28 protein-coding genes are annotated in these 25,702 nt (G+C 66.2%); 14 read left to right on the forward strand and 14 right to left on the reverse strand.

What is annotated here, in order from left to right:
• Positions 1-26: 26 nt before the first annotated feature.
• The 4 genes from QQK63_RS00585 to QQK63_RS00600 form a co-directional block, all read right to left on the reverse strand.
• Positions 27-902, reverse strand: a complete 876-nt coding sequence (locus QQK63_RS00585; RefSeq protein ID WP_277827924.1) for a dimethyl sulfoxide reductase anchor subunit family protein — start codon at positions 900-902, stop codon at positions 27-29.
• A gap of 1 nt (position 903) precedes the next feature.
• Entirely contained in the window at positions 904-1,650 is a 747-nt protein-coding gene (locus QQK63_RS00590) for a 4Fe-4S dicluster domain-containing protein (RefSeq protein ID WP_277827922.1), read from the reverse strand.
• Positions 1,647-2,480, reverse strand: coding sequence for an alpha/beta fold hydrolase (locus QQK63_RS00595; RefSeq protein WP_277827920.1), 834 nt, complete (start codon positions 2,478-2,480; stop codon positions 1,647-1,649). Before QQK63_RS00595 ends, QQK63_RS00590 begins: the two co-directional genes overlap by 4 nt.
• 121 nt (positions 2,481-2,601) lie before the next feature.
• On the reverse strand, positions 2,602-5,439 hold the full coding sequence (locus QQK63_RS00600; protein WP_277827918.1) for a molybdopterin oxidoreductase family protein: 2,838 nt from the start codon (positions 5,437-5,439) through the stop codon (positions 2,602-2,604).
• Positions 5,440-5,611: 172 nt separating this feature from the next.
• On the opposite strand from QQK63_RS00600, the gene QQK63_RS00605 reads away from it, so the two are divergent.
• Positions 5,612-6,853: a Coenzyme F420 hydrogenase/dehydrogenase, beta subunit C-terminal domain gene (locus QQK63_RS00605; protein ID WP_277827916.1), complete on the forward strand. Its 1,242-nt coding sequence runs from the start codon at positions 5,612-5,614 to the stop codon at positions 6,851-6,853.
• Between the two features lie 19 nt (positions 6,854-6,872).
• Here the strand turns inward: QQK63_RS00605 and QQK63_RS00610 are convergent, their stop codons facing one another.
• Complete coding sequence (locus tag QQK63_RS00610; protein WP_277827914.1) at positions 6,873-7,829, reverse strand: L-threonylcarbamoyladenylate synthase; 957 nt, start codon at positions 7,827-7,829, stop codon at positions 6,873-6,875.
• Positions 7,830-7,961: 132 nt separating this feature from the next.
• Between QQK63_RS00610 and QQK63_RS00615 the strand changes: the two genes are divergently transcribed.
• The 4 genes from QQK63_RS00615 to QQK63_RS00630 all read left to right on the forward strand — a co-directional run bounded on the left by QQK63_RS00615 (position 7,962) and on the right by QQK63_RS00630 (position 11,575).
• Complete coding sequence (locus QQK63_RS00615) at positions 7,962-9,653, forward strand: acyl-CoA dehydrogenase (protein WP_277827912.1); 1,692 nt, start codon at positions 7,962-7,964, stop codon at positions 9,651-9,653.
• A complete protein-coding gene (locus tag QQK63_RS00620; protein ID WP_277827910.1) occupies positions 9,650-10,675 on the forward strand; it encodes an MBL fold metallo-hydrolase in 1,026 nt (341 codons plus the stop codon). The genes QQK63_RS00615 and QQK63_RS00620 overlap by 4 nt, the downstream gene beginning before the upstream one ends.
• 112 nt (positions 10,676-10,787) lie before the next feature.
• Complete coding sequence (locus tag QQK63_RS00625) at positions 10,788-10,928, forward strand: aa3-type cytochrome c oxidase subunit IV (RefSeq protein ID WP_277827908.1); 141 nt, start codon at positions 10,788-10,790, stop codon at positions 10,926-10,928.
• Positions 10,925-11,575, forward strand: a complete 651-nt coding sequence (locus QQK63_RS00630) for a hypothetical protein (protein WP_277827906.1) — start codon at positions 10,925-10,927, stop codon at positions 11,573-11,575. Before QQK63_RS00625 ends, QQK63_RS00630 begins: the two co-directional genes overlap by 4 nt.
• 93 nt (positions 11,576-11,668) lie before the next feature.
• On the opposite strand, the gene rpsU is transcribed toward QQK63_RS00630, so the two are convergent.
• On the reverse strand, positions 11,669-11,875 hold the full coding sequence (gene rpsU / locus QQK63_RS00635) for a 30S ribosomal protein S21 (RefSeq protein ID WP_277827904.1): 207 nt from the start codon (positions 11,873-11,875) through the stop codon (positions 11,669-11,671).
• Positions 11,876-12,001: 126 nt separating this feature from the next.
• Between rpsU and QQK63_RS00640 the strand changes: the two genes are divergently transcribed.
• Both QQK63_RS00640 and QQK63_RS00645 read left to right on the forward strand, forming a co-directional pair.
• Complete coding sequence (locus QQK63_RS00640) at positions 12,002-12,682, forward strand: COQ9 family protein (protein WP_377135734.1); 681 nt, start codon at positions 12,002-12,004, stop codon at positions 12,680-12,682.
• Between the two features lie 76 nt (positions 12,683-12,758).
• Positions 12,759-13,739 (forward strand): NAD(P)H-quinone oxidoreductase, encoded by a 981-nt coding sequence (locus QQK63_RS00645; protein ID WP_277827899.1) that lies wholly within the window; start codon positions 12,759-12,761, stop codon positions 13,737-13,739.
• 53 nt (positions 13,740-13,792) lie between these two features.
• On the opposite strand, the gene QQK63_RS00650 is transcribed toward QQK63_RS00645, so the two are convergent.
• A complete protein-coding gene (locus QQK63_RS00650) occupies positions 13,793-14,398 on the reverse strand; it encodes a CDP-alcohol phosphatidyltransferase family protein (protein ID WP_277827897.1) in 606 nt (201 codons plus the stop codon).
• A gap of 57 nt (positions 14,399-14,455) precedes the next feature.
• Positions 14,456-15,160, reverse strand: coding sequence for an HAD family hydrolase (locus tag QQK63_RS00655; protein WP_277827895.1), 705 nt, complete (start codon positions 15,158-15,160; stop codon positions 14,456-14,458).
• A 93-nt stretch (positions 15,161-15,253) separates the two neighbouring features.
• Between QQK63_RS00655 and clpS the strand changes: the two genes are divergently transcribed.
• From clpS to QQK63_RS00670, 3 genes are all read left to right on the forward strand, one after another.
• The gene (gene clpS, locus QQK63_RS00660) at positions 15,254-15,598 is read left to right on the forward strand and encodes an ATP-dependent Clp protease adapter ClpS (protein WP_277827893.1); all 345 of its coding nucleotides are present in this window, start codon (positions 15,254-15,256) and stop codon (positions 15,596-15,598) included.
• Between the two features lie 78 nt (positions 15,599-15,676).
• Positions 15,677-16,669, forward strand: coding sequence for a class I SAM-dependent methyltransferase (locus QQK63_RS00665; RefSeq protein WP_277827891.1), 993 nt, complete (start codon positions 15,677-15,679; stop codon positions 16,667-16,669).
• A 30-nt stretch (positions 16,670-16,699) separates the two neighbouring features.
• Positions 16,700-17,512, forward strand: a complete 813-nt coding sequence (locus QQK63_RS00670) for an SDR family NAD(P)-dependent oxidoreductase (protein WP_277827889.1) — start codon at positions 16,700-16,702, stop codon at positions 17,510-17,512.
• Between the two features lie 366 nt (positions 17,513-17,878).
• Here the strand turns inward: QQK63_RS00670 and QQK63_RS00675 are convergent, their stop codons facing one another.
• The gene (locus QQK63_RS00675) at positions 17,879-18,655 is read right to left on the reverse strand and encodes a DUF1013 domain-containing protein (protein ID WP_277827887.1); all 777 of its coding nucleotides are present in this window, start codon (positions 18,653-18,655) and stop codon (positions 17,879-17,881) included.
• Between the two features lie 129 nt (positions 18,656-18,784).
• On the opposite strand from QQK63_RS00675, the gene QQK63_RS00680 reads away from it, so the two are divergent.
• From QQK63_RS00680 to QQK63_RS00690, 3 genes are all read left to right on the forward strand, one after another.
• Complete coding sequence (locus QQK63_RS00680) at positions 18,785-19,420, forward strand: ribonuclease T2 family protein (RefSeq protein ID WP_277827885.1); 636 nt, start codon at positions 18,785-18,787, stop codon at positions 19,418-19,420.
• Positions 19,421-19,607: 187 nt separating this feature from the next.
• Complete coding sequence (locus QQK63_RS00685; RefSeq protein WP_277827883.1) at positions 19,608-20,141, forward strand: permease; 534 nt, start codon at positions 19,608-19,610, stop codon at positions 20,139-20,141.
• A complete protein-coding gene (locus tag QQK63_RS00690) occupies positions 20,138-20,638 on the forward strand; it encodes a hypothetical protein (RefSeq protein ID WP_277827881.1) in 501 nt (166 codons plus the stop codon). The genes QQK63_RS00685 and QQK63_RS00690 overlap by 4 nt, the downstream gene beginning before the upstream one ends.
• Positions 20,639-20,732: 94 nt before the next feature.
• Here the strand turns inward: QQK63_RS00690 and QQK63_RS00695 are convergent, their stop codons facing one another.
• The 4 genes from QQK63_RS00695 to QQK63_RS00710 all read right to left on the reverse strand — a co-directional run bounded on the left by QQK63_RS00695 (position 20,733) and on the right by QQK63_RS00710 (position 23,437).
• Positions 20,733-21,305, reverse strand: a complete 573-nt coding sequence (locus QQK63_RS00695) for a cob(I)yrinic acid a,c-diamide adenosyltransferase (protein ID WP_277827879.1) — start codon at positions 21,303-21,305, stop codon at positions 20,733-20,735.
• Between the two features lie 3 nt (positions 21,306-21,308).
• Positions 21,309-21,515, reverse strand: coding sequence for a twin transmembrane helix small protein (locus QQK63_RS00700; RefSeq protein WP_277827877.1), 207 nt, complete (start codon positions 21,513-21,515; stop codon positions 21,309-21,311).
• A 57-nt stretch (positions 21,516-21,572) separates the two neighbouring features.
• Positions 21,573-22,394, reverse strand: a complete 822-nt coding sequence (locus QQK63_RS00705; protein WP_277827875.1) for an SDR family NAD(P)-dependent oxidoreductase — start codon at positions 22,392-22,394, stop codon at positions 21,573-21,575.
• A gap of 89 nt (positions 22,395-22,483) precedes the next feature.
• The gene (locus QQK63_RS00710; protein WP_277827873.1) at positions 22,484-23,437 is read right to left on the reverse strand and encodes a tyrosine-type recombinase/integrase; all 954 of its coding nucleotides are present in this window, start codon (positions 23,435-23,437) and stop codon (positions 22,484-22,486) included.
• 221 nt (positions 23,438-23,658) lie between these two features.
• Between QQK63_RS00710 and QQK63_RS00715 the strand changes: the two genes are divergently transcribed.
• A complete protein-coding gene (locus QQK63_RS00715) occupies positions 23,659-24,786 on the forward strand; it encodes a porin (protein ID WP_277827871.1) in 1,128 nt (375 codons plus the stop codon).
• 394 nt (positions 24,787-25,180) lie between these two features.
• On the opposite strand, the gene QQK63_RS00720 is transcribed toward QQK63_RS00715, so the two are convergent.
• Positions 25,181-25,675, reverse strand: a complete 495-nt coding sequence (locus QQK63_RS00720; RefSeq protein ID WP_277827869.1) for an SH3 domain-containing protein — start codon at positions 25,673-25,675, stop codon at positions 25,181-25,183.
• Positions 25,676-25,702 lie beyond the last annotated feature (27 nt).

Raw genomic sequence — 25,702 nt, forward strand, 5'->3', positions numbered from 1 at the left:
GACCGGGGGCGGCATTGCCCGCGTACTCAGCCGCGCTTGCCGTAATAGAGGCCGACGACATGTTCGGCTTCGGCAAAGAAGAGCCAGCGCGAGGCGGCCATCCCCACCACATGGGCAAGGATCGCGAGACCGCCGAGCAGGTGGCCCGCGCCGGGGACAAGCACCAGGACGAGCGGCAGGCCATAGCCCAGAAGGGCGGCGAGGATGCGCAGTTTGCGCGCATGCTTGCGCCCCACCACATGCACCATTTCCCTGAGCAGGTAGTTCGAGCCGGTATGGGGCGGGGAAAAGGCCCGCACCTGTCCGCCTGAAAGGCCCGTGGCGGTGGCGATGGTGTGGCCCGCTTCTGCAAAGCGTTTGTCGCCGACCGACCAATGGCCAAGCTGGATCATCAGCGCGACGAGAAGCAAGATCGCGGCGACAAGCAGTTGCCCCGCCAGAAGCGCGCCGCCCGCCAGCGCAGCCGACAGGAAATGCAGCGGTGTCAGAAGCTGGTTCCAACGCGGCACGGATCCAAGCTGGGTATAGATCATCGAGGTGGTGAAGATGGTCGCCAACGACAAGGCCGCGCCGATCCAGCCGAGCGGCACAAGGTGCGTGCCGAAAAACACCGCACCCAAGGCATAAAGCCCCATGGTGACCAGCGCCGCGACGGCGGCCCATGCCTCCCGGCTGAGCCAGCTTGTGCGCCATTGGCTGAACGCCTTGAGCGCGCGTTCGGGATGGCCGAGGTGGAAGGTGGAGGCCAGAAGCCCGCCGACCGACAGCGCATAGGCGATGAGGAAGAAGACAAAGGCCACCCAACCGGTCACGGGCGGAAAGCCCAAGCCCAGAAAGATCAGGAGGCCGAAGCCCAGACCCGACAGCGTGGTGAAGAGGATGACGGAGGGTGCCGGATGCATGTCAGAGCCGATCCAGCGCGCGGTCGAGCCAGCCGAGGAAGCCTTGCGGGCTGTCGGCGACCGGATCGAGGAAGGGGGCGAGAATATCGGTTTCCTCAAGCCGGTCCTTGGGCCGGGGGGGCAGGTATTTGTTCACGGGCTTCGTGCCCATCTCGGGCATGAGGTCGAAGCCGCCGCGCTCCGCGACAAGCTGGCTGACCGCGCTGTCCGGGTCGGCGAGGTCACCGAAATGGCGCGCGCCCGCCGGGCAGGTGCGTACGCAGGCCGGCTCCCGATCCTGTTCGGGAAGGTTTTCGTTGTAGATGCGGTCGATGCAGAGCGTGCATTTCTTCATCACGCCCGCCGTCTGGTCCATTTCCCGCGCGCCATAGGGACAAGCCCAAGCGCATAGGCCGCAGCCGATGCAATCGGTCTCGTTCACCAGCACGATCCCATCCTCGGCACGCTTGTAGCTGGCCCCGGTGGGGCAGACGGTGACGCAGGGGGCATCCTCGCAATGCAGGCAGGATTTGGGGAAATGGACGAGCTGCGCAGCGCCTTGGTCGGGGGTGATTTCGTAGCCGTGGACACGGTTGAGGAAGGTGCCGGAGGGATCGGCCCCGTAGGGGTCCTGATCGGAGAGCGGCGCGCCGTAATTCTCGGTGTTCCAGCCCTTGCAGGCGATGACGCAGGCCTGGCAGCCGACACAGGTGTCGAGGTCGATGACAAGGCCGAGCTTGCGGGGGGTATCCTTGGGCAGGCTGGTCATGTCGGGGCCTGGCAGGCTGTGGCGAACTCCGCGAGATCGGTGGCGAAACGGTCGGGGGATTCGAGGAAAGGGGCGTGGCCGATCCCTTCGTATCCGATGAAACGGCCCTTGGGCATGAGCGAGGCGGCGGCGCGGCCTGTCTGGGGCGCGACGACCTGATCGGACAGCCCGTGGATCACGAGACCCGGACAGGTCATCGCCGCATAGGTCGGGCGCAGGTCGAGGTCGGCTGCGAACAGCCCGCGGCGGGCGAGCGCGGGGCAGAGCATGTTGAGGCCCACAAGCTCGGCATAGGTGGTGCGGTCGAGGGGTTCGGTGGTGCAGGCCGCGACGAAGCGGGATGTGGCGGCGAGCCTGCGCGGCAGGTCGTCGGTGTAAAGATCGCGGTCAAGGCCGGGAGAGGCGGGGCCGACCATCCAATCCTCGCGGGCCTTGCCGATGGCGAGGATACCGCCCGCCAGAACGACCCCGGCCAGATGTGCATCGCCATGGGTGGCCAGATGGGCCGCGATGACGCGGGAGCCGTAGGACCACCCGACAAGGACGGGGCGGGTGAGGCCTGCTGCGGCGATCACGGCGGCGATGTCGTCGCCCCAGAGCGCGGTATCGGTATAGGCCGCCGTGTCATCCGGTTTGTCCGAGGCGCCATGGCCGCGCAGGTCGATCGTGACGATGTGGAACCGGTCGGACAGGCGGTTGGTCGTGGCCTGCCAGCAGGGGCCCGCCTGCGCCCAGCCGTGGACGAGGAGGATGGCGGGAGCCTTTGGATCGCCCGCGGTGCGAAAGGCGATGGCCGTGCCGTCGGTGGAGGGGGCGAAGTGGGTGGTCATGTGGATCGCCCGGGCATGTGGCAGGTTTCGCCGCCTTTGGCGTCGACCGGAGCGAGGGGGGCTGTCTGCCCCCCTCGCGCTCCCCCCGAGAGTATTCGGGCCAAGATGAAGGCGGCGCGGGTCATTTTCCGATCTTCCATGCCAGCGTGGCGGGGCCAAGGCCCACGGGCGAGATGAGCGGCGGGAAGGCGGGTTGCGCCTGTTTCGGGGCGGGCACCTTTTCGATGCGGACGCGCAGGTCGAACCAGGCGGCCTGTCCGGTGATCGGATCGGAATTGGCCCAGCGGTGGCCATCGCCCTTTGGCGGCAGAAGCTCGTGGATCAGGTGGTTGAGCAAGAAGCCGCGCGTCGCCTCGGGGGCCTTGGGGTCGAGCGCCCAGGCGCCCGCGCGCTTGCCGATGGCGTTCCAGGTCCAGATCGTGTTCGGGTTCAGCGCCGCCATATGGGCCACGGGCACGGTGATGGCGCCGTGGGGAGAGGTGACACGGGCCCAGTCGCCTGCAGCAAATCCGTGCTTTTCCCAGAGGTTGGTCGGAATATAGAGCGGGTTTTCACCGTGGATCTGCCGCAGCCAAGCGTTCTGGCTGCCCCAGGAATGATACATCGCCATCGGGCGTTGGGTGAGCGCGTGAAGGGGATAGGCATCTTGGCCGATTGCCGATTGCTCGAAGGGTTCGTACCAGATGGGCAGGGGGTCCATCGTGGCCTTGATGCGCGCGCGCAGGTGGTCGGGCGGTTGGTGCGGCCCATGCCCTTCGGCGGCAAGCTGGAAGCGGCGGAGCGGCTCGAGCCAGAGGTTGAAGAGATAGGGCTGCGGGCTGTCATAGAGACCGAGGGTCACCGCCCAATCCTGATAGGCGCTGTTCCAGGGTTTGAAGAATTGCGCCTCGGGCGGGATGTGGTGAACGTGGTTGCTGCCGGTTTCGATATAGCGTGCGAGTTGGTCGGGGTTGGGTGCGCCGCGCCCCGTCTGGGTGCCGTCGCCGCGAAAGCCCATCAGCGGGCCGATGCCGGGGCGGCGTTGATGGTTGGTGATGTAATCGGCGTAATCGGCATAGGTGGGACTGCCGTCCGGGTTCACGAAACCCGGCAGGCCGAGCCGCGCCCCAAGGTCGATCAGCACAGATTGAAAGCCGCGCACGCCTTCGTGCCCGGGGCGGTCGGGCGCCACCACCGGCCAGCGGATCGCATCGGCGGCGGCATCGGCTTCGGAAATCGGGCGATCCAGCAGGCTGATGCAATCGTGGCGTTCGAGATAGGTCGTATCGGGCAGGATCAGGTCGGCATAGGCCACCATTTCCGAGGAATAGGCATCGGAATAGATGATGCGCGGGATGACATACTCGCCCGTATCCGGGTCGGTGTCGGTCAGTATGTCGATGACGCGCGCCGTGCCCATGGAGGAATTCCACGCCATGTTCGCCATGTAGAGAAAGAGCGTGTCGATCTTGTAGGGATCGCCCGCATGGGCATTGGCGATGACCATATGCATCAGCCCATGCGCCGAGAGCGGGTTTTCCCAGCTGAAGGCCTTGTCGATGCGCTGGGGGTTTCCTTGGGCATCTAGTGCGAGATCGGCGGGGCCTTGGGGAAAGCCAAGATGCGGGCCCTTGAGCGGCTGGCCCGGCGTGGCCGTGGCGTGGGGCCTTGGATGGGCCTCCATCGGTTTGGGATAGGGCGGTTTGAAGCGGAAGCCGCCGGGAACCTCGACCGTGCCTAGAAGGATCTGCAACAGGTGCAGGGCGCGGGCGGTCTGGAAGCCGTTGGAATGGGCCGAGATGCCGCGCATCGCATGCATGGCGACGGGGCGGCCCACCATTTTTTCGTGCCTTGTGCCGCGGAAATCCGTCCAGGGCTGGTCGATCTCGATTGTCTCGTCGAAGGCCACGCGGGCCAGTTCGGCGGCCAGCGCGCGGATGCGGGACGCGGAGATGCCGCAGCGCTCTGCCACCGCCTCGGGCGCGTGATCGGGCGACAGGTAGCGGTCGGCAAGGATGCGGAAGACGGGGCGGTGCGTGATGCCCGCGCGCCGGTAGCCATGGGCGAGATCGGGTTTCACGCCCGCCGCGTCGAAGGCCACGGGCAGGGAGGTCGCGCGGTCGATGACCAACGGCTTGCCCTGCGCGTCGCGCAGAAAAAGGCCGTTTTCCGGGCTGTCGGGGTCTTCGTTCACCAGAAGCGGCGCATTGGTGTAGCGGCTGAGATAATCGAGGTCGATCCGCCCTGCCCTGAGCAGGCAATGGATCAGCGACAGGATCAGGAGGCCGTCGGTGCCGGGCGTGATGGCGAACCAATCGTCGGCGACCGCATTGTAGCCCGAGCGCACCGGGTTGATGCCGATCACCCGCGCGCCGCGCGCTTTCAGCTTGCCCAGCCCGATCTTGATAGGGTTGCTGTCGTGATCCTCGGCCACGCCGAACAGGAGCAGCAGCTTCGTCCGCTCCCAATCGGGTTGGCCGAATTCCCAAAATGCGCCGCCCATCGTGGCGATGCCCGCGGCGGCCATGTTGACGGAGCAAAAGCCGCCATGAGCGGCGTAATTGGGCGTGCCGAATTGCTGCGCCCACCAGCTGGTCAGGGATTGCGATTGGTCGCGCCCGGTGAAGAAGGCCAGTTTCTCGGGCGCGGTTTCGCGCAGGGGCGCCATCCAGTCCACGGCGGTTTGCAGCGCCTCTTCCCAGCTGATTTCCTCGAACTGGCCGGACCCGCGCGGCCCAACCCGGCGCAGCGGCGCGCGCAGGCGGGAGGGGGCGTTGACCTGCATGATGCCCGCCGCACCCTTGGCGCACAGGACGCCGCGGTTCACGGGGTGATCGCGGTTGCCTTCGATATAGGCCACGCGCCCCTGCTTCAGATGCACGTCGATGCCGCAGCGGCAGGCGCACATGTAGCAGGTGGTTTTGCGGATCTCGTCCGAGACCTGTGGTGACAGGTCGAGCTTTGGTTCTTGGTGACCCATCCGCCCTCCCCGCGGGTCAGGTGCCGCGGTCAAGCTTTGACCGCGTCGCGCGGCGGATGCAATGGGCGGGGCAAGGATTTACGGGCAGTGCGGCAAGGTGTAAACTTTAATTGACAGTTTGGGATGTGACAGGGATAGTGGCCCAACACCCCTTCCCCCGGATATCTGCCCCATGCCCAAGGACAATTCCCGCCCCGGTCTGAGCGTGCCCAGCCTTGGCGGGGCTGCGCGTCCCGGGCTTTGCACCGATTGCGGCGTCAGCCGCATGGGCGACGGGCGCGCCTGTGGGCGGGCCTGCCAGTTCATCCAGCCCGATTACGAGACGACCGAAGCCCGCGTCCATGGCCGCGCCGCTGATCCCGATCTGGGGGAGGAGGCGTTTTTCGGCGTGAGCCGCGCGATGATCCGCGCCCGCCTGACACCGGCGGCAGAGGGCGCGCAATGGAGCGGGATCACAACCGCGCTGGCCGCAAGCCTGCTGGAACGCGGCGTGGTCGACGCGGTTCTGGCCGTGCGGCCGCATCCCGAGGACCGTTGGCGGCCAGAGCCCGTGATCGTGACCGACCCCGCCGACCTCGCGCATTGCCGGGGGATGCGGATGGGGTACGCGCCGACGCTGGCCGCGCTGGAACCTGCGGCGGCAGCGGGGCATCGCCGCATCGCGGTGATCGGCATACCCTGCCAGGTCTATGCGCTTCGCCAGATCGAGGCGGAGTTGGGGTTCGAGCGGATCCATGTCATCGGCACGCCCTGTTCCGACAACACCACGACCGAGAATTTCCACGCCTTCCTCGCGCTCTTGGATGCGCGGCCCGAGACGATTTCCTATCTCGAGTTCCGGGCCGATTACCGGGTCGAGCTGCGCTTCGACGATGGCAGGCCGGACCGGTTGGTGCCGTTCCTGAAATTGCCGATCTCGAAACTGCCGGCCGATTTCTTCCCCATGACCTGCAAGACCTGCGTGGATTATACCAACCGGCTGGCCGATATCACGGTGGGCTACATGGGGGGCGATGGCGATCAATGGGTGATCGTGCGCAACCCGCGCGGGGTGGAGATGCTCGACGCGATCCGCCCCCGGCTGGCCGAACGGCCCCTGACCGACAAGGGCAAGCGGATCGGCGCGGTGAAAGGGTTTTTGGCCAATACCGAACGCGCGGCGGGCGGCCTGCCGCTGCGGTCCATGCCGGATTGGGCGCGGCCCATCGTGGCCTTTTTGCAACCCCGGATCGGGCCGCGGGGGCTGGAATTCGCCCGCGCGCGGGTCGAGATGAAGGCGATCGAGACAATCTTGCATCTGCGCCGCGCCTATCCGGCGCGGGTCAAGAACATGGTGCCCGCCCATGTCTGGCGGGTCGCGGCGCGGTACGGTCTTGTCGCAACACCGGACGAGACGCGGGACAGCGCGCCCTAGGTCCGGCCGCGATCGGCTGTCAGTCGCGCGGCGCGGCGGCGCGGCGCAACCGGTCGTTCAGCGCGCGGCCCAGCCCGGTTTCCGGGATCTCGGCCACGCGGATCGCGGGGGCGTTGCGCGCGGCGGCCAGCGCATCGGCGGTGTGAAGGCAGGAAAAGAGGTTGCGGGCCGCCTCGGCCAGATCGCCCTTGGGCGACAGGGTCAGGTCGCCCTGCACGGCGCCGTATCCGATGATGATCTCGCCCGGTTGCGGCTGGCCACCCAGATAAAGCGGGGCGTGCGGCGCGTAATGGCTGGTCATCTGCCCCGGCGCTTCGAGCTTTGCGCCCGGTGTGGTGTCCGCGATCAGCGGCCCGGTGATGGGTTCGATGACCTCCCGCGAAAGTCCCCCGTCGCGCAGAAGCCGCGTGCCCGAGGGGGCCGGGGCGAGGATGGTGGATTCGACCCCCACCGCGCAGGGCCCGGCATCCAGAACCGCCGCGATCCGGGGGCCAAGCCCCGCCAGCACATGGGCGGGCGTGGTCGCGGTGATCTTGCCCGAGGGATTGGCCGAGGGCGCGGCCAGCGGGCGGCCCGCCGCGCGCAGAACGGCCTGCATCGCGGCATGGGCCGGAACGCGCAGCGCGACCGTGGGCAGGCCCGCCGTGACGCGGGGCGACAGGCCGTGTCCCGGCTTCAGCGGCAGGACCAGCGTCAGCGGGCCGGGCCAAAAGGCTTCGGCCAGCGCGCGCGCCGGATCGGGGAAACCCGCCAGCGTTTCGGCGGCGGCAAGGTCTGGGACATGCACGATCAGCGGATTGTGGCCGGGCCGCCCCTTGGCCGCGTAGATGCCTGCGACGGCGGCATCCCCGGTCGCGTCGGCGGCCAGCCCGTAGACCGTTTCGGTCGGCAGCGCGACAAGCCCGCCTTGCCGCAGGATCGCGGCGGCGCGGGCGTGGCCGTCTGCGGTGTCGGGCAGGATTTCGGGCGGGCTCATGGCTCTGACGTGACGTTGCGGTTGATCGGGGCGGGGGCGCGCCCCTAGCCTTGGGGCGACAGGGCCAAGCGCGTAGCGCGGATCGCGCATCCGTGCAATGACAGGTCCGGAGGGAAGGGGAGAACCAAGCCGATGCCGTATCGCGCGCCGATTGCCGAGTTCGAGTTCCTGTTGGCCCATGTTGCGGGGTTCGACCGCGTGTCGGCGCTGCCGCGCCACGCCGAGGCGACGCCCGAGACGGTGCGCGCGCTTTTGAGCGAGGCGGGCCGGATCTGCGAAGAGGTTCTGGCGCCTCTCAACCGCATCGGCGACATGCAGCCCACGCGGCTGGAGAACGGCGTGGTGCGCACCCCGCCCGGCTATGCCGACGGCTACCGCGCCATGGCCGAGGCCGGGATGACGGCGATTTCCGCAAGCCCCGACCATGGCGGCCTGGGCCTGCCCATCACGGTCACGACCTGCGTGAACGACATGGCGGGAGCGGCCTGCCTTGCCTTGCAGATGAACCCGCTGATGACGCAGGGCCAGATCGAGGCGCTGGAACATCACGCAAGCGAGGAGATCAAGGCGCTCTACCTGCCGCGGCTGACCAGCGGGGACTGGTCGAGCACGATGAACCTGACCGAACCGCAGGCGGGATCCGACGTGGGCGCGTTGACGACGCGGGCCGAACCGGCGGGCGACGGGACCTACAAGATCACGGGCCAGAAGATCTACATCTCCTGGGGCGACAATGATTTCACCGGCAACGTGGTGCATCTGGTGCTGGCGCGCTTGCCCGATGCACCCAAGGGGACGAAGGGGATATCGCTCTTCCTTGTGCCCAAGCTGATCCCCGATGCGGCGGGCGAGCCGGGTGTTGCCAACAGCCTCAAGGTCGTCAGCCTCGAACACAAGCTGGGCCTGCACGGCTCGCCCACCTGCGTCATGCAATATGACGGGGCCAAGGGCTGGCTGGTGGGTGAGGAAAACCGGGGGATGGCCGCGATGTTCACCATGATGAACAATGCGCGGCTCGGTGTGGCCGTGCATGGCGTGTCGATCTGCGATGCCGCGACACAGGCCGCCATCGCCTATGCCATGGACCGGCGGCAGGGTCGGCCGCTGGTGGAGGGTGGCTCTGGTGCCATCGTGGATCACGCCGATGTGCGGCGGATGCTGATGGAGATGAAGGCCGAAACATTCGCCGCGCGCGCCATGGCGCTTGATCTGGCGGTCTCCATCGATCTTGGCCATGCGGGCGATGAGGCTCAGGCCGCCCGCGCGGCCGTGCTGACGCCCATCGCCAAGGCCTATGGGACCGAGATGGGGATCAAGGTCGCCAATATCGGCATCCAGGTGCATGGCGGCATGGGCTACATCGAGGAGACAGGCGTGGCCCAATTCGCCCGCGATGTCCGGGTCGCCGCCATCTACGAGGGTACGAACGGCATTCAGGCGATGGACCTTGTCGGGCGCAAGATGGCCGATGGGGGGGCTGCCATCGGGGCGCTGATCGACGCGCTGGAGGCCGAGGCGGCCGGACATGCCATGGGTGCGCCGGTCGCACAGATGGCGCAGGCCCTGCGCGGGGCGACCGAGGCGCTGCTGGCGATGGAGATGAACGACCGGTTCGGGGGCTCTTTCCCCTACCTGATGGGCTTCGCGCGGGTGCTGGGGGCGGTCTACCACCTTCGGGCGGCTGCGGCGGGTGATGCGGCGCGCGGTGCGCTGGCGCGGTTCTATATCGACCGGCTGCTGCCCGAGGCGCAGGGTCTGTTCGCGCAGGCGCGGCATGGGGCGGCGGGGCTGTACGATCTGTCGCCCGACGATCTGGCGGCGTGATCCTGACCGCGTTCGAGGCCGCCCCCGCACCGGGCGAGGCCGTGGAGGTCGCCGATGGCGTCCTGTGGCTGCGCATCCCGCTGCCGATGGTTCTGGACCATGTGAATGCCTACGCATTGCGAGACGACGATGGCTGGACATTGGTGGATACCGGCCTCGACAGTCGCAAGACCCGCGCGATCTGGGAGGCGGCGTTGGCCGGTCCGTTGCAGGGCGTGCCGGTGCGGCGGCTGGTGGTCACGCATCATCATCCCGATCACGTCGGTTTGGCGGGCTGGTTCCAGTCGCAGGGGGCCGAGCTGTGGATGACCCGCACCGCATGGCTCATGGCGCGGATGCTGACGCTGGACGAACAGCCCCTGCCCACGCCCGAAACGCTGGACTTCTGGCGCGGCGCGGGCATGGACGCGGCGGTGTTCGAGGCACGCCGCGCGGAACGTCCGTTCAATTTCTGCGACATGGTGCATCCGATGCCGCTGGGGTTCTCGCGGCTGAAGGATGGCGACAGCTTTTCCATGGGCGGCCGTGTCTGGGACATCCGCTTCGGGCAGGGGCACGCGCCCGATCACGCGACATTCTGGAGCCGTGACGACGGGTTGGTGATCGGGGGCGACCAGATGCTGGCGACGATCTCGCCCAACCTCGGGGTCTATGCGACCGAACCGGGGGCCGACCCAGTGGGCGATTGGCTGGAGAGTTGCGCGGGCTTCGTGCCACATGCGCGCCCCGATCATCTGGTCCTGCCCGGGCACAAGCTGCCCTTTTCCGGCCTGCCCGACCGGCTGCGGCAGATGATCGACAACCACACCGGCGCGCTTGGGCGACTGTGCGCGCATCTGGAGACGGGGCCGAAAACCGCCGCGGACTGCTTCCCGCCGCTGTTCAAGCGGCAGATCGATGGCGGGACCTATGGTCTGGCGCTGGTCGAGGCGGTGGCGCATCTCAACCATTTGCTGGCGACGGGGGCGATCCGCCGCGAGCGGCGCGCGGATGGCGCTTGGCTCTATCACCGGGCTGGATGAACCTGCGGCGCGATGCCCCTGCGGGCCCGTGGCCAAAGGGCTGACAGGGCTGGTGGAATGCGGTATGCCGAGGCCCGAACGTGAACACGACACCCGGACCGGAGGGCATGACATGGCCGACAAGAAGCACAAGCACGGCGAGATGGATATCACCGAGCAGGAAAAGACCTTTTCCGGTTTCATGCGTATGAGCACGAACATCGGCATCGTCGCCATCGCCATCGTGATCTTCCTCGCGATCTTCGCACGATGAAGCGACTGGTTCGGGCCGTCATCGCGCTGGCGCTGGCCGGGACGCTGGCGGGTTGCGCGGCGGAAAGCGTCTGGGCCCCCGATGCGGTGGTCAGCTCCGCAGCCTATCGCCCCGCGGGCGGCCCGACCGTCACGCTGATGACGATGATCTCGAACACCAGCGGGGCCGGTGGTCATTCCGCCCTCATCATCGACGGGGCGCAAAGGCTGGTCTTCGATCCGGCGGGAAGCTGGTATCACCCGATGATTCCCGAACGCAACGACGTGCTTTTCGGGATGGGCGAGCCCTTCATGGGCTTCTACCTCGATTACCATGCGCGCGAGACGTACCACATCGTGATGCAGGAAATCGACGTGACGCCCGAAGTGGCCGCGCAATTGTCGCAAGCGGTGCAAAGCTATGGGGCGGTGCCGCAGGCGCAATGCTCCCTGTCGATCAGCCGTGTGCTGAGCCGGACGCCGGGTTTCGAATCGATCGGCACCAGCATGTTCCCGGCGCGCACCATGGCGCGGTTCGGTCGACTGCCGGGCGTGCGCGAAAGCCGGATCTACGACGATGATTCGGACAACAATCTCGAATTGTTGCAGGCGCAGGGGCGCGCGGCCCAGAGTGCCGCCATCGCGCAAGAGATCGCGGCCGGAAACTGAGACCTCAAACGGGTCGGTCCAGAAAAAGCAAAACCCCCGGGCCTTGGACCGGGGGTTCTTTTTTCAACCGGCTCACGCGCCGATCGAGACGCTTCAGAGAAGCCCTTCGCGCTGCAATTTCTTGCGCGCCAGCTTGCGGGCGCGGCGGATGGCCTCGGCCTTCTCGCGCGCTTTCTTCTCCGAGGGCTTTTCGTAATGTTGCTTGAGCTTCATTTCCCGAAAAACGCCTTCGCGCTGAAGTTTTTTCTTCAGGGCGCGGAGTGCCTGATCGACGTTGTTGTCGCGAACACTGACCTGCATTCTGGTGTCACCACCTTCCTAAGTTAGAGTTGCATGATAAACGCAGGAGGTGGCCGTATAGCAAAGGCCCCCTAACTTGTCTACTGTCCGGAAACCGACAGACGAAGGGGGCTATCCATGTCCGAAATGCAGGATCCCAAGGCGGCCATGATCGAGGCGGCGCTGATGCATGTGCCCTTTGACGGCTGGTCGGAGGCAAGCTTTCGCGCTGCCGCCGCCGATGCGGGCCTGTCCCTGCCCGAGGCGCGGGCGCTGTTCCCGAGGGGCGCGGTCGACATGGCGCTGGCCTTTCATGCGCGCGGCGATGCGGCCATGGTTGCGGCGCTGGCCTCCAGCGATCTCACGGCGCTGCGCTACAGCGACCGGGTCGCCCATGCGATCCGCACCCGGTTGGAGCTTGTCGAACCCGACAAGGAAGCCGTGCGGCGCGGCGTGACGCTGTTCGCGCTGCCCATCCATGCCGCCGACGGGGCAAAGGCGCTGTGGCAGACGGCGGATGCGATCTGGACCGCGCTGGGCGACACGTCGGAGGATCTGAACTGGTATACCAAGCGCGCCACGCTGTCGGGCGTCTATTCCGCGACGGTGCTCTATTGGCTGGGCGACCAGTCGATGGACCATGCCGCGACCTGGTCCTTCCTCGAACGGCGGATCGACGACGTGATGCGCTTTGAACGGGCGAAACGCGCGATGCGCGAAAACCGGTTGCTCAAGCCCCTCATGGCGGGGCCGGAATGGCTGGCAAGCCGGGTCAAGGCCCCCTCGGCCATGTCCACGGAGGGGTTGCCGGGGCGCTGGCGGCGCTGAGGCGCGGCATTCCCGCCCTTGCGGCTTTAGCCTGCCTTGGTCAAGTCTCCTCCTGACGGAGAGGACGGAGGCCCCCATGCCAGAGACGATGCACGCGATCGAGATCACTGCCCCCGGCGGGCCGGAGGTTCTCAAGCCCTGCACAAGGCCCGTGCCGGTGCCGGGATCGGGCCAGATCCTCATCGCGGTCGACCATGCCGGCGTGAACCGACCCGATGCGCTGCAACGCGCGGGCAATTACGCCCCGCCGCCGGGTGCCTCCGACCTGCCGGGGCTGGAGGCGGCGGGCGTGATTGCCGCCGTCGGCCCCGATGTGACGCGCTGGAAAGTGGGCGATGCGGTCTGCGCGCTCCTGCCCGGCGGCGGCTACGCGCAATACGCGCTCACCCATCAGGATCACGCCCTGCCCATTCCCGATGGCCTGTCGATGGCCGAGGCCGCGGCGCTGTGCGAAACCTTCTTCACCGTCTGGACCAATGTCTTTTTGCGCGGGCGGCTCAAGGCGGGGGAGCGGTTCTTGGTCCATGGCGGATCGTCGGGCATCGGGACGACCGCGATCCAGCTTGCCCATGCGATGGGCGCGCGCGTCTTCACCACCGCCGGGTCGGCGGACAAATGCGCCGCCTGCGAGGCATTGGGGGCCGAGCGCGCGATAAATTACCGCGAGGCCGATTTCGTCGAGGCGATGCTGGCCGAGGGTGGCGCGAACCTGATCCTCGACATGGTGGGCGGCTCCTACCTGCCGCGCAACGTCAAGGCGCTGGCCGATGACGGGCGGTTGGTGCAGATCGCCTTCCTCGAAGGGCCCAAGGTGGAGTTGAATTTCGCCCAGGTGATGATGCGGCGGCTGACGATCACGGGGTCCACGCTGCGCCCGCAATCGGATGCGGCCAAGGCCGATATCGCGGCGGATCTGGCGGCCCATGTCTGGCCCTTGCTGTCGTCGGGTCGCATCAAGCCGGTGATGGACCGGGTTTTCGCGCTCGATGACGCGGCCGGCGCCCATGCCCGGATGGAAAGCAGCGCGCATATCGGAAAGATCGTGCTCAAGGTCTGAAGGGAGGCGGAAAACGCGCGTTGGCTCATCCGTTTTGCGGCAGCAAATCGGCCCTAGTCGAACGCCCGCCACCCGGCCGCGAACCGCGTCAGCCCCGTGACCGCACAAGCGGCGGCAAAGACCGACGCCAGCACGGGAAACCACGCCGGAAACAGGCAAAAGGCGGCGAAAACCGCGATGGTTTCCGCCCCTTCGGTCAGCCCGCCAAGGTAGTAGATCCCCTTGCTCGGGTAGTCCGCTGCCGTCAGGCCGCGCCGCGCGGCGATGCTGGCAAAGGCCAGGAACGATGTGCCCGAGATCACGAAACTCGCGATCAACACCGCACCGGGCAGCGCATTCGCCCCCGGATCGGCTAGCACAAAGCCCAAGGGAAAGGCCGCGTAGAACACGAAATCGAGCGCGATATCGAGAAACGCGCCCCGATCCGTCGGCCCCGTCACCCGCGCGACCGCCCCGTCCAGCCCATCGGCCAGCCGGTTCAGCGCCAGACCAAGGAGCGCCAGACCGTAAAGCCCCATCGCCGCCGCCCCCGCCGCCGCAAGGCCCACAAGGCAACCCGCGATGGTCAGGTGATCGGCCCGCACGCCACGCGCGGCAAGCCATTGGCCCGGAGGCGTCAGCAAGCGGCGTTGGAGGGGTAAAAGCGCGGCATCGATCATGGATCACACTTGCCGGGCGCGCGCGCGCCGGTCAATCACGCGCCGGTCAAACCTGCGTCACCGTGCCAGATCTTCAACCAACGTGGGCAGGGCGCCCAGATCGGCGATCTCGTGGAACCGCGCGTTGCCCTCGGGCGCCTCGGCATGTTCCAGCTCCCATGTCAGGCCATGCGGCACGAAAACGCCGAAGGCCCCCGCGTCGAGCGCGGGGCGCACGTCGGATTTCATCGAATTGCCCACCATCATCGCGCGCGCCGCTCCGTCGCCATGGCGGGCAAAGGCGCGGGCATAGGTGGCTTCGGTCTTGTTCGAGACGATTTCGACGGCGTGAAACATCTCGCCCAGACCCGATTGCGCCAGCTTGCGTTCCTGATCCAGAAGATCGCCCTTGGTGATCAGGACCAGCCGGAACCGGCCCGACAGGTCGGCCACCACCTCGGCGGCATGGGGCAACAGCTCGATCGGGTGGGACAGCATCTCCTGCCCGGCAGCAAGGATTTCGGCGATGACGGGGGCGGGGACGCGGCCTTCGGTTACCTCGATGGCGGTTTCGATCATCGAGAGCATGAAGCCCTTGATGCCGAATCCGTAATGGCCAAGGTTGCGCCGCTCGGCGGCCAGCAGGCGTTCGTGCAGATGCGCGCGTTCGGCGTGATCGGCCAGAAGTTCGGCGAAACGCTCCTGCGTGAGGCGGAAAAAGGTCTCGTTCTGCCAAAGTGTGTCGTCGGCATCGAAGCCGATGGTGGTCAGCGCTCCGGCCATTGTCCTTAGCCCTCTTTTCTGAATCGCCCTGTGCCTTATATAGTGCGACCACGGAACGGACAGCCGGCAACCCGAATGCCGAGTGGAGACGCGATGCAGATCGACGCCTGGCAGATGATGGCCGACAAGCCGAAGACGGACGGCGAAGCGGATGTCATCACCAAGACGAAACCCAAGACGCAGCGCCCGCCGATGTACAAGGTGCTGCTTCTGAATGATGATTACACGCCGATGGAATTCGTCGTGCACGTTCTCGAGCGGTTTTTCGGCGTGTCCCATTCGCAGGCGGTCGAGATCATGTTGACCGTCCACAAGAAAGGCGTTGCCGTGGTCGGCGTGTTTTCCTACGAGATCGCGGAAACCAAGGTCGCGCAGGTGATGGATTTCGCCCGCCGCAACCAGCACCCGCTGCAATGCACGATGGAGAAAGAGGACTGACAGGCATGTCGCGACACACAGGGAACCGAATCCTCGTTTCCCGTGGACGCGATACCAATCCGGTCCTCGTAGCCCGCCATGACCCCTGACAGATGGATCCTAGCGCTGGAGGCGGGCGAGATTGCGCTGCCCCCCGGCCCGGTTGTCGTCCTGCGCGCGCGCGGTGACGGCGATGTCGCAGCCCTCGGTGATGTGACCTGCGTGCAGGGATTCGCGCCCGATCACGACATGCTCGCCGCGCGCGGCCTGCGCGTGATGCCCGATCTCCCCGAGGGGGAGGCGTTTTCCGCAGCCCTGGTGCAGATCGTCAAGGCGCGGGCGGGCACGATGGCCAGCATCGCCGAGGCGCTGATGGTGCTGCGCCCCGGTGGGCTCCTGATGGTCGACGGCCAGAAGGAAGAGGGGATCGAGACGATCCTCAAGACGCTGCGCGGCGTGTTCGACATCAGCGGTGTCTTCTCCAAGGCGCATGGCAAGCTGATCTGGCTCTCCCGGCCCGAGACCCTGCCCGAGACGGTGATGGGCTGGATGCCGGAACCGACCGAGACGGAGGACGGTTATGTCACCGTTCCCGGCGGCTTTTCCGCCGAGGGGCCGGACCGGGGCTCCGAGATCCTCGTCGCCCTCGTGCCGCAATTGACGGGCCGTGTGGCGGATCTGGGCGCGGGCTGGGGCTATGTCGCGGGGGAAATCCTGTCGGAACAGGACCAGATCACCGAGATGGACCTGATCGAGGCCGATCACGCCATGCTGGAGGCGGCCGCCGCCAATATCGACGATCCCCGCGCGCGGTTTCATTGGGCCGATGTGACGCGGTTCCAGCCCGACGGGCTTTATGACGCGATCGTCGCCAACCCGCCCTTTCACACCGGCCGCCGCGCCGATCCGGCGCTGGGGCGGGCCTTCATCGCAGCCGCCGCGCGGATGCTCAGCGCCCGCGGCAGGTTTTTCATGGTGGCCAATCGCCATCTGCCGTATGAAGACGCGCTCAAGGCCGCCTTTGGCACCGGGCGGCTTCTGGGCGAGTTGGAAGGCTACAAGATCTATGAAGCGGCCAAGCCGAAACGCTGACCGCCGCGAAGCCGGGGACCGGATCCATCCATGACACTTTCCATTCAGGGCAAGACCGCCATCGTCACGGGTGCAGCCAACGGCATCGGCCTCGCCATCGCGCGCCATTTCGTGGATCGCGGCGCCAAGGTGATGTTCGCTGACCGCGACAAGCTGCGCCTTGCCGACGAATGCGGCGAGACCGAGGGCGAGAACGAGAACATCCGCTGGTTCTCGGGCGACCTGCGCGAAAAGCTGACGATCGAAAACCTCGTCTCGGCCACGATCGACGCCTTCGACGGGATCGACATCCTCGTCAATGCCAGCCGCCAGATGCTGCGAACCGATGCGCTGGATGCCGGCGATACCTCGGTCGAGGCGCTTCTGGATCAGAACATGTTCACCGCGCTGCGCCTGAGCCAAGCGGTGGCGCGCCGCATGATCGCCCGCGCCGAAGAGGAAGAGCGGACCGACGACGCCTGCATCGGGTCGATCATCAACCTGTCCTCCATCGCAGCGCGCCAATCGCATCCCGATCTGATGGGCTATTCCATCGCCGCCGCCGCGCTGGATCAGGCGACGCGCTCTCTGGCGATGGCGCTGGCCCCGCACCGCATCCGCGTGAACGGCGTGGCCTTCGGGTCAGTCATGTCGGCAAGCCTCAAGGCGGCGCTGGCCGACGAGGGCGGGCTGCGCGACGATATCAAGCGTGCCACGCCGCTGGGCCGCATCGCCGCCGCGCGCGAGGTGACGGGGGCGGTGCAGTTCCTTGCCTCCGAAGGGGCGGGCTTCGTGACGGGCCAGATCGTCACCGTCGACGGCGGCCGCACGCTGCTGGACGGCGCCGGCGTCGCGGCGCATTGAGGGCCATCCCACCCCTTGGGTAGGGTGCGCCTTCAGGCGCACCAAAACCCCCGCCGACATGCGATTGCTCCGCACCGTAGGGTGGGTGAAACCCACCACCCTCGCGGCGCACGCCACTGGTGCGCCTTAAGGCACACCCTACCTGCGACCGCGCCACCCCGGCCCATCTCCCGGCGTAGGGTGCGCCTTCAGGCGCACCAACCCCACACGCGAGGCGCCCCTGTAGGGTCGGTGAAACCCACCAATGCCCCCCCACCACCCTCAGGCCGCACGTCACAGGTGCGCCTGAAGGCGCACCCTACCCCCCAAACAAAAACCCCGGACCTTCCGATCCGGGGTTTCCCGTTCCTCAACTGATCGCGCCGTTCAGCGGCGGCGGCGGCCGTCGTCGTCTTCATCCTCGTCGTCGTCATCGCCGCCCGCGGGCAGGTTGAACAGGCTTTCCGCGTCGTACTGGCGCTGCGGCTTGTCCTCGTCCTCTTCCTCGGTGGTGCCGAGGGTAAAGGTCTCCAGCCCAGAGATCGCGCTGGGGATGCGCGGTTCGGTATCCATGGCAAGGCTGGTTTCGGTCGACACGAGCTTCATCCGCTCGTCATCGGTCATCACGCCACCCTCGCGGGCTTTCTTGGCGTTGGCCTTCTGCACGGCAGCGTCCAGTTCGGACTGCTTGCACAGGCCAAGCGCCACCGGATCGATCGGCTGGATGTTGTTGATGTTCCAGTGCGAGCGTTCGCGGATCGCCTGGATCGTCGGCTTGGTGGTGCCCACCAGCTTGGAGATCTGGCCGTCCGACAATTCGGGGTGGAACTTCACCAGCCAAAGGATCGAGGCCGGGCGGTCCTGCCGCTTGGACAGGGGCGTGTAGCGCGGCCCACGGCGCTTTTCCTCGCCCACGGCGGCGGCGTTGAACTTGAGCTTGAGCGTGTAGGCCGGATTCGCCTCGCCCTTGTCGATTTCTTCTTGCGTCAGCTGGTTGTTGACGATCGGGTCAAAGCCCTTGACGCCCTGCGCCACGTCGCCGTCCGCGATGCCCTGAACCTCCAGCTCGTGCAGGCCGCAGAAATCGCCGATCTGCTTGAAGCTGAGCGTGGTATTGTCCACCAGCCAGACGGCGGTGGCCTTGGCCATGATCGGTTTGTTCATCGTCATCCGTCCTTCAGATACGCCTCATCCCCTGCCGGGCGGGCCGGCGGCGGAGGGTTCTCCGCCATTCCTCGATTTCGGGGAAGTCGGGCGGTATATAGGCGCGCAAGCGCGCAGAGGGAAGAGAAAATGACACGGTGGTTGGTGGCGTTGGTGTTCGTCTTGGCAAGCCCGGCCTGGGCCGAGGGAGAGCGGGCGGGGGATTTCGACTATTACGTCCTCGCCCTCAGCTGGACGCCGACATGGTGTGCGATCGAAGGCGACGACCGGAATTCGCCGCAATGCGACCCGGGGCAGGGGTATGGTTTCACGCTGCACGGGCTTTGGCCGCAATACGAGGACGGCTGGCCAAGCTTTTGCCCCACGGCCGAGCGTCCGGCGTCGCGCGGCGAAACCGGGGCGATGGTCGATATCATGGGATCCTCGGGGCTCGCCTGGCATCAGTGGCGCAAGCACGGAAGCTGCACGGGACTGAGCGCGCAGGAGTATTTCCGCCTGTCGCGGCTGGCCTACGAGGGCGTGACGCGCCCCGACCTCTTGCGCCGGTTGGAGCGTCCCGTCCGCCTGCCCGCCGAGGTGATCGAGGAGGCGTTTTTGGAGGAAAACCCCGCCCTGACCGACGACATGCTGACCGTCACCTGTCGTGACGGACGGGTGCAGGAGGTGCGGATCTGCCTGACCCGCGATCTGGAACCGCGCGACTGCGCCCCCGATGTCGCGCGCGACTGCACCCTGCGCGAGGCACTGTTCGAACCGATGCGCTGATCGCACCGGGCTGTTATCGCCTTGCCGCCCGGCGCGGATCGTCCGATACGTTGCGCGGCGGACAGGGCGGTGCCACCCCTGATCCGGGTGCCGCTATGACGGCGGCGGCATCCCGCACTCCACCCGACCGGGCGCCTTGACGCGGCCCGTATCGGCCTTTCCCTTGCCGTCGCGACGGAGCGCGCCTGTGCGGCTGACCCGGACCGATATCGTCTTCCTGATCCTCGCCATCGCCGGTGGGGCCGCCTGTTTCTGGCAGGGCGGCTTGCCGCTGGTCGGCGCGGGCATGGCCGAGGCCTTTGGCCTGTTGCTGATCGTGCTGCCGCAACTCGCGGCGGGGCTTTTGATGGGCGGTCTGATCTCGCGGCTTGTCAGCCGGGACAGGGTCGCGGCGCTCTTGGGGCAGGAATCGGGGATGCGGGGCCTGATGCTGGCAAGCTTCGCGGGCGCGATCACGCCGGGCGGGCCCTTCACCTCCTTTCCCGTGGTCCATGCGCTCTGGGTTGCGGGGGCGGATGCGGGCGCCTTGATCGCCTATCTGACCTCATGGGCGCTCATTGGGGTGAACCGCCTGATCGTCTGGGAATTGCCGCTGATGGGGGCAGAATTCACGCTGGTGCGCACGCTCGTATGCCTGCCTCTGCCGATCCTTGCGGGGCTATTGGCGCGGGCCTTGGTGCGGCTGCCGATCTTCGCCCTGCGCAAGGCACCCGCCGAATGATCGCCGCCGCCATCGCCATCTGGACCATTGTCGGGGCCTTGGCCCTGATCGTCTACCGCAGGCAGGGCCAACCCGGTCTGGTCGCCGCCGGCAAGATGGGGTTCGATCAGGGCAAGGCACTGGCGATCCGGCTGCCGCTTGCCATTCTTGCCGCGTCTTTCCTGATGCAGGTGCTGCCGGTCGATGCGCTGGTCCCCTACATCGGGCCGCAATCCGGGGTCATGGGCATCGCCATCGCCTCGATCATCGGGGGGCTCTTGCCGGGCGGGCCGATGACCTCTTTCCCCATTGCGCTGGTCATCTTGCAGGGCGGCGCGGGCCTGCCGCAGATCGTGGCGCTGATCTCGGGCTGGTCCGTCTTCGCGCTTCACCGCGTTCTGGCCTATGAGGCCCCGATCATGGGCTGGCGTTTCGCCGCGCTGCGGCTGGTGGCAAGCCTTGGGGTGCCCATCGCCGCAGGCGTTCTGGCGCAGGGGCTCATGGCCATCCTGCCCTGAAGAGCCTGCGCGCCGTCATCCTTGCGCCCCCACCCTCGGCGCTGGGGCTCCGCCCTTCCGGGTGCCACAAGGTCCACCGGACCTTGCGCCGCTTTCAGCGGTTCGCCCCCGGAACCCACAACACGTCGTCCTTGCCGTCGTTGTTGGCGATGCGGCCCGCGACAAAGAACCAATCCGACAGGCGGTTGAGGTATTTCACCCCCTCCGCATTGATCGATTCCACCGTGCCCAGCTCGACGCTCAGCCGCTCGGCCCGCCGCGCCACCGTCCGGCAGACATGCAGATGCGCCGACAACGCCGAACCGCCGGGCAAAATGAAGCTCCTGAGCGGCTCTAGCCGCGCGTTCATTGCGTCGATCTCGCGTTCCAACCGGTCGACCTGCGCCGCGATGATGCGCAACGCCGGGTATGGGCGTTCCTCGTCCTTCTCCATGTTGGGCGTACACAAATCCGCCCCCAGGTCGAACAGGTCGTTCTGGATCGCCTTGAGCTGATCGGCCATCTCGCCCGATGCATGCAGCCGCGCGACACCCAGCATCGCGTTCAACTCGTCCACCGTGCCATAGGCCGCGACGCGCGCCGAATGCTTCGCCACCCGGCTGCCATCGCCCAGTGCCGTTTCCCCCGCATCGCCCGTGCGGGTGTAGATCTTGTTCAGCACAACCATGCTTCAGCCTCCCGATTGCCCGCGCACCCAGACGAAGATCATGATCAGGACCACCGCCCCGAACTGCGCGATCAGGCGCCAGCGCATGAATTTGTTGGATTGTTTCGCGGCCTCTGCGGTGCCCTTGCGAAACGAGTTGATCCCCATCAGCAAGATGACGAGCACGCCCAAGCAGGCCACCAAGGCGATGATCAGAAGCGGGTCTTCCACGTTTGCCGTCCCTTCGTGTTGTCGAGCACCCTAGCCTAGCGCCGCAGCGCCAAAAGGCTAGAGCCGCGCGATGATCCAATCTTGCGCCGCATCGGGCAGGATGCGGGTCAGCGCGGCGGCGATATAGGCGGGCGTCGTGATGTAGTAGCGCCGCCGCGGTCGCGGGCTTTCCAGCGCATGGACCAGCTTGGCCACCACAGCCTCGGGCCCAAGCTCAAAGGCATCGCGCCCCGCCTCGCGGCGCTGGGTCCATTTCACCCGGTAGAATTCGGCATGAGGGGAAGCTTCCGCATCGATCCAGCGGTCGAATTGCGCCATCGACCGGTCGCGGAACCCCGAGGTGACAGGCCCGGTGTTCAGGATCGCGACATGGATGCCCGTGCCGCGCAGCTCGATCCGCATCGTGTTGGTCAGCCCCTCGAGCGCGTGTTTGCTCGCCACATAGGCCGCCCGCCACCGCAGCGCGGTGAACCCCACGACCGAGGAATGCTGCACGATCCGCCCCCCACCCTGCGCCCGCATGTGGCGGATCGCATGGGTGGTCAGCTCGTGCAGACCAAAAAGGTTCGAGGAAAACACCTCCTCCAGCGCGCCGCGCGGCAGGTCCTCGGCGGCACCCGGCATCCCGTGGCCCGCATTGTTGAACAGCGCGTCGATCCGCCCGCCTGCCAGCGCGACGGCTTGGGCGAAGCCATCGGCGATACTGGCGCTGTCGTGATGGTCGATGCGGAGTGCGGCAAATCCATCGTCCTGCAACACCGCGACATCCTCCGCCCGGCGGGCCGAGGCGATGACCGTCCAGCCGCGCGCGCGCAACGTGTCGCAGGCCGCCCGCCCGATGCCGGACGAACACCCGGTGATGAGAACGCTGCGCGCCATGTCCCTGCCCCTGCTCCTGCCACCACACCGGCTGCTGCATAGACGGGATCGCCGCTCCGCTCACGCGGAAAATCGGATGCGCGGATCGGTCAGGCCCCGGGGCTGCCCTCCACGATGCGGCCCACGATCTCGGTCCGGCTGCGCAGTTTGTTGGGCAGAAGATGCGCATACCGCTGCGTCATCGACACCGAGGAATGCCCCAGCAGTTCCTGCACCTCGTAGAGGCTGACGCCGTTGTTGATCAGAAGGCTGGCAAAGGTGTGGCGCAGATCGTGGATCCGCACATCGGGCAGCCCCGCCGCATCCCGCGCCCGGAAATAGGCGAGGTGAAAGCCGTTGTAACAGGTGCCCGTGCGCGGGTTGGGGAACAGGTAATCCCCCGGCTCCGTGCCCAGCCCCAGGCGATCCGTTCCCTCGCGCAGCGTGGCGAGCAGGTCGAGCGCCGCCTCGCTCAGCATGATCCGGCGCGACCGACCGTTCTTGGACACGGGCACCCGCCATGTGCCCGCCTCGAAGGAGATGTCGCGCCAACGCGCCGTGCGCGCCTCCCCCTTGCGGGCGCCGGTCAGCAGCAGGAACCGGATGAAGGAGCCCAGATAGGGATGGTTGATCCGGTCGCATTCGATCAGCAGCCGCCGGATCTCGTCTTGCGACAGGAACCGCTGCCTGTAATCGCCCGTGGGCAGTTTCCGCAAGAGCGGCGGGGGGCGCACGCCCTCCGGGATCGCGCCCCAGTCGCGCGCCGTGCGCAGAAGACGGTTCACAAGGAAGATGTGCTTGTTGATCGTGGTGTTCTTGAGCCGTTGCGCCACCTGTCCCCGCACCCAGGCATTCAGGGCGAGCGGCGACAATTCGGACCAGCGCATCGGCCCAAGGCTGTCGCGCAGATGTTTTTCATAGGTCAGCCGGGAATGCCGATGGCCGCGCGTGGTCGCGGCGCAATGGGGCATGTAATGCCGATCGAAAAAGGCATTGAGCGTTTCGACCGGTTCGCAGAACGACAATCCCCGGATTGCGGGGCTTTCGATATCTTCAAACATCATCCACCCCCCTGGTTGGGCACCGGGGTTACGAGGGAACAGGCAACGGCATTTCTTTTCCGGCTGAACAACAGGGAAAGAAAATTGGAAACCGAAAATACTGGTACGGCTACAAACGCCCCGTCAGAACGGGCGTCATTCCATGATCCGGGCGAACGCAGCGGAATTGGGATTCGGTCAATCCGTCGCTCGAAATCAGGAATTAACCGATAGCCCGAGTCGTAATGAAAAACAATGCCGGATTGGAAAGCAGTATCTTCGCTACGACTGCCCTGGTGGCATTCGCTGGCGCCGCCGCAGCCCAGTCGACGATCTCTGGTCATCCGGATCGTAGTGGCAATATCCGGCTCGAAGGCTCGGCCGAAATGGGTATCGCTGGCGGCTCCGGCACCACCCCTACCACGTTCTTCCAGTCGGTTGACGTTCGCTTCTCTCTGTCCGGCACGACCGACAATGGTCTGTCCTTCGGCGCGGTTGTTGACCTGGAAGACGCCACGGATCGCAACGATGGTCTCGTTGATCGTGCGGGCGCATTCGCAGACTTCACCGTGTTCGTCTCGGGTGACTTCGGTCGCCTGACCATGGGCGACACCGACGGTGCGTTTGATTGGGCGGTCGACGAGCTGAATGCGATCCGCAACGCAGGCTCGATCGCCGACAACGAAACCGGCCATGCTGGGTATCTCAACGCAGGCGGTGCCGACTCCATCTACAATGGACAGCAGCTTCGCTACGAGTATTCGATTGGCGGTTTCGGCGTAGCGGTTTCGGCTGAAGTCGACGGTTCTGCCACTCGCGACGGTGATGCAGTGATGCAGATCGGTCTCGCCTACGATCTCGAGTTCGCTGGTGGGGAGCTGAACCTGGGCCTCGGTTACGCAAGTGTTTCCGATGCAAACCGCCGCGCCGTACCCACAGGCGTGCTGGCTACGTCTGCCGCTGGCATCGCTGCCATTAACGCAGCTGGTGCCCCGATTGCGGGCGATCAGGGCTTCAGTTCCCTCGGACTGTCCGCAATCGTCGCTCTCGATGCGGGTCTGTCGATCGGCGTGAACTACCTCGACGTATCTGACGACGGTTTCTATCTTGCCGACGGCGAATATGTTGGTGTGGGGATCGGCTACAACTTCGATGCAATCACCGTCTCGGCCAACTTTGGCGAGTTCGATTGGGGCGTTGCGTCCAACCAAGCTGACTCCGAGGGCTACGGCCTCGCAGCGCAATATAACCTCGGTGGCGGTCTCTCCGCCCACCTTGGCTATGGCGAAAGCAAAGTCACGGCAGTGAATGCTTCGGGTGCAACTGTTGGGACATCGTCGACCTTCTCGCTGGGTCTGAGCATGGCCTTCTGATCCACCCGGATCAATCGGAATGGAAAGAGCGGGCCTTATGCCCGCTCTTTTCTTTTGGGCTGCAAAGACTGAATATCGATTTTCAGCCTTTTGAGGGAAATAGACATTCCCATTTTTTGAAGTTGAAAAGGCACTGTAGGCGCTTGAATTGGGATACATTGGAAAACCCCGAAAAAAGTCAGATCTTTCGATCTGGAATCGTTACTCAACAAATGCCGAAATTTCGGCAAATACGAACACTGTCGCGCAAGGTGGTAATGAATAACCTCCGACAGCGATAAGATTGTCGTAAAGGATGCTGTCGAAAAACCTCCCTATGTCATGCCGACGACCTCATGAAGCGCGATGAGACGATCCAATCAGATTTGTACGGCCATGTTGATGGATCATTGGGTCAGTTCACCACCGCCACGAACCGGTCGGCCATGTAGCCCTCGATCCCGGTCGACACGGCGCGGATGAGGACCCAGCCGTTGCCATCCGCCCCGATCAGTTCCGCCTGTTCGCCCTGGCCCAGCGCCGTCAGCACTGCCGCTTGCGACGATGGTCCGGCGCGCAGGTTGACGTAGCGGCCCGTCACCTCGACCCGCGGAAGGTCCTCCGCCAGGCCCGTCGAGGCCGAGGCAATCACCTCCGTTGCGGGTCGGGTGGATACCATGGCGACCGCGGCATCCGGCGCGACAAGGGCGGGCGAGATGACGGCCGCAATGGCGAGGTGGCGGCCATCCTCGGTCACGAGCATGTTTCGCGCGGGCAAGGCCACGGGATCGGGGACGGATGGCGCGGCCGCCAAGGCACCGCCATCGGTATCCCGGACCGGCACTGTTTCGGACAACACCACGAGCACCGCGTAAACCGCGGCTCCAAGAAGCAGGGACAAACGCAACATGATACTAAGGAACTTTCCCCGAATTCA

Source organism: Roseicyclus marinus, from assembly GCF_030163795.1.
Classification (GTDB): domain Bacteria; phylum Pseudomonadota; class Alphaproteobacteria; order Rhodobacterales; family Rhodobacteraceae; genus Roseicyclus; species Roseicyclus marinus.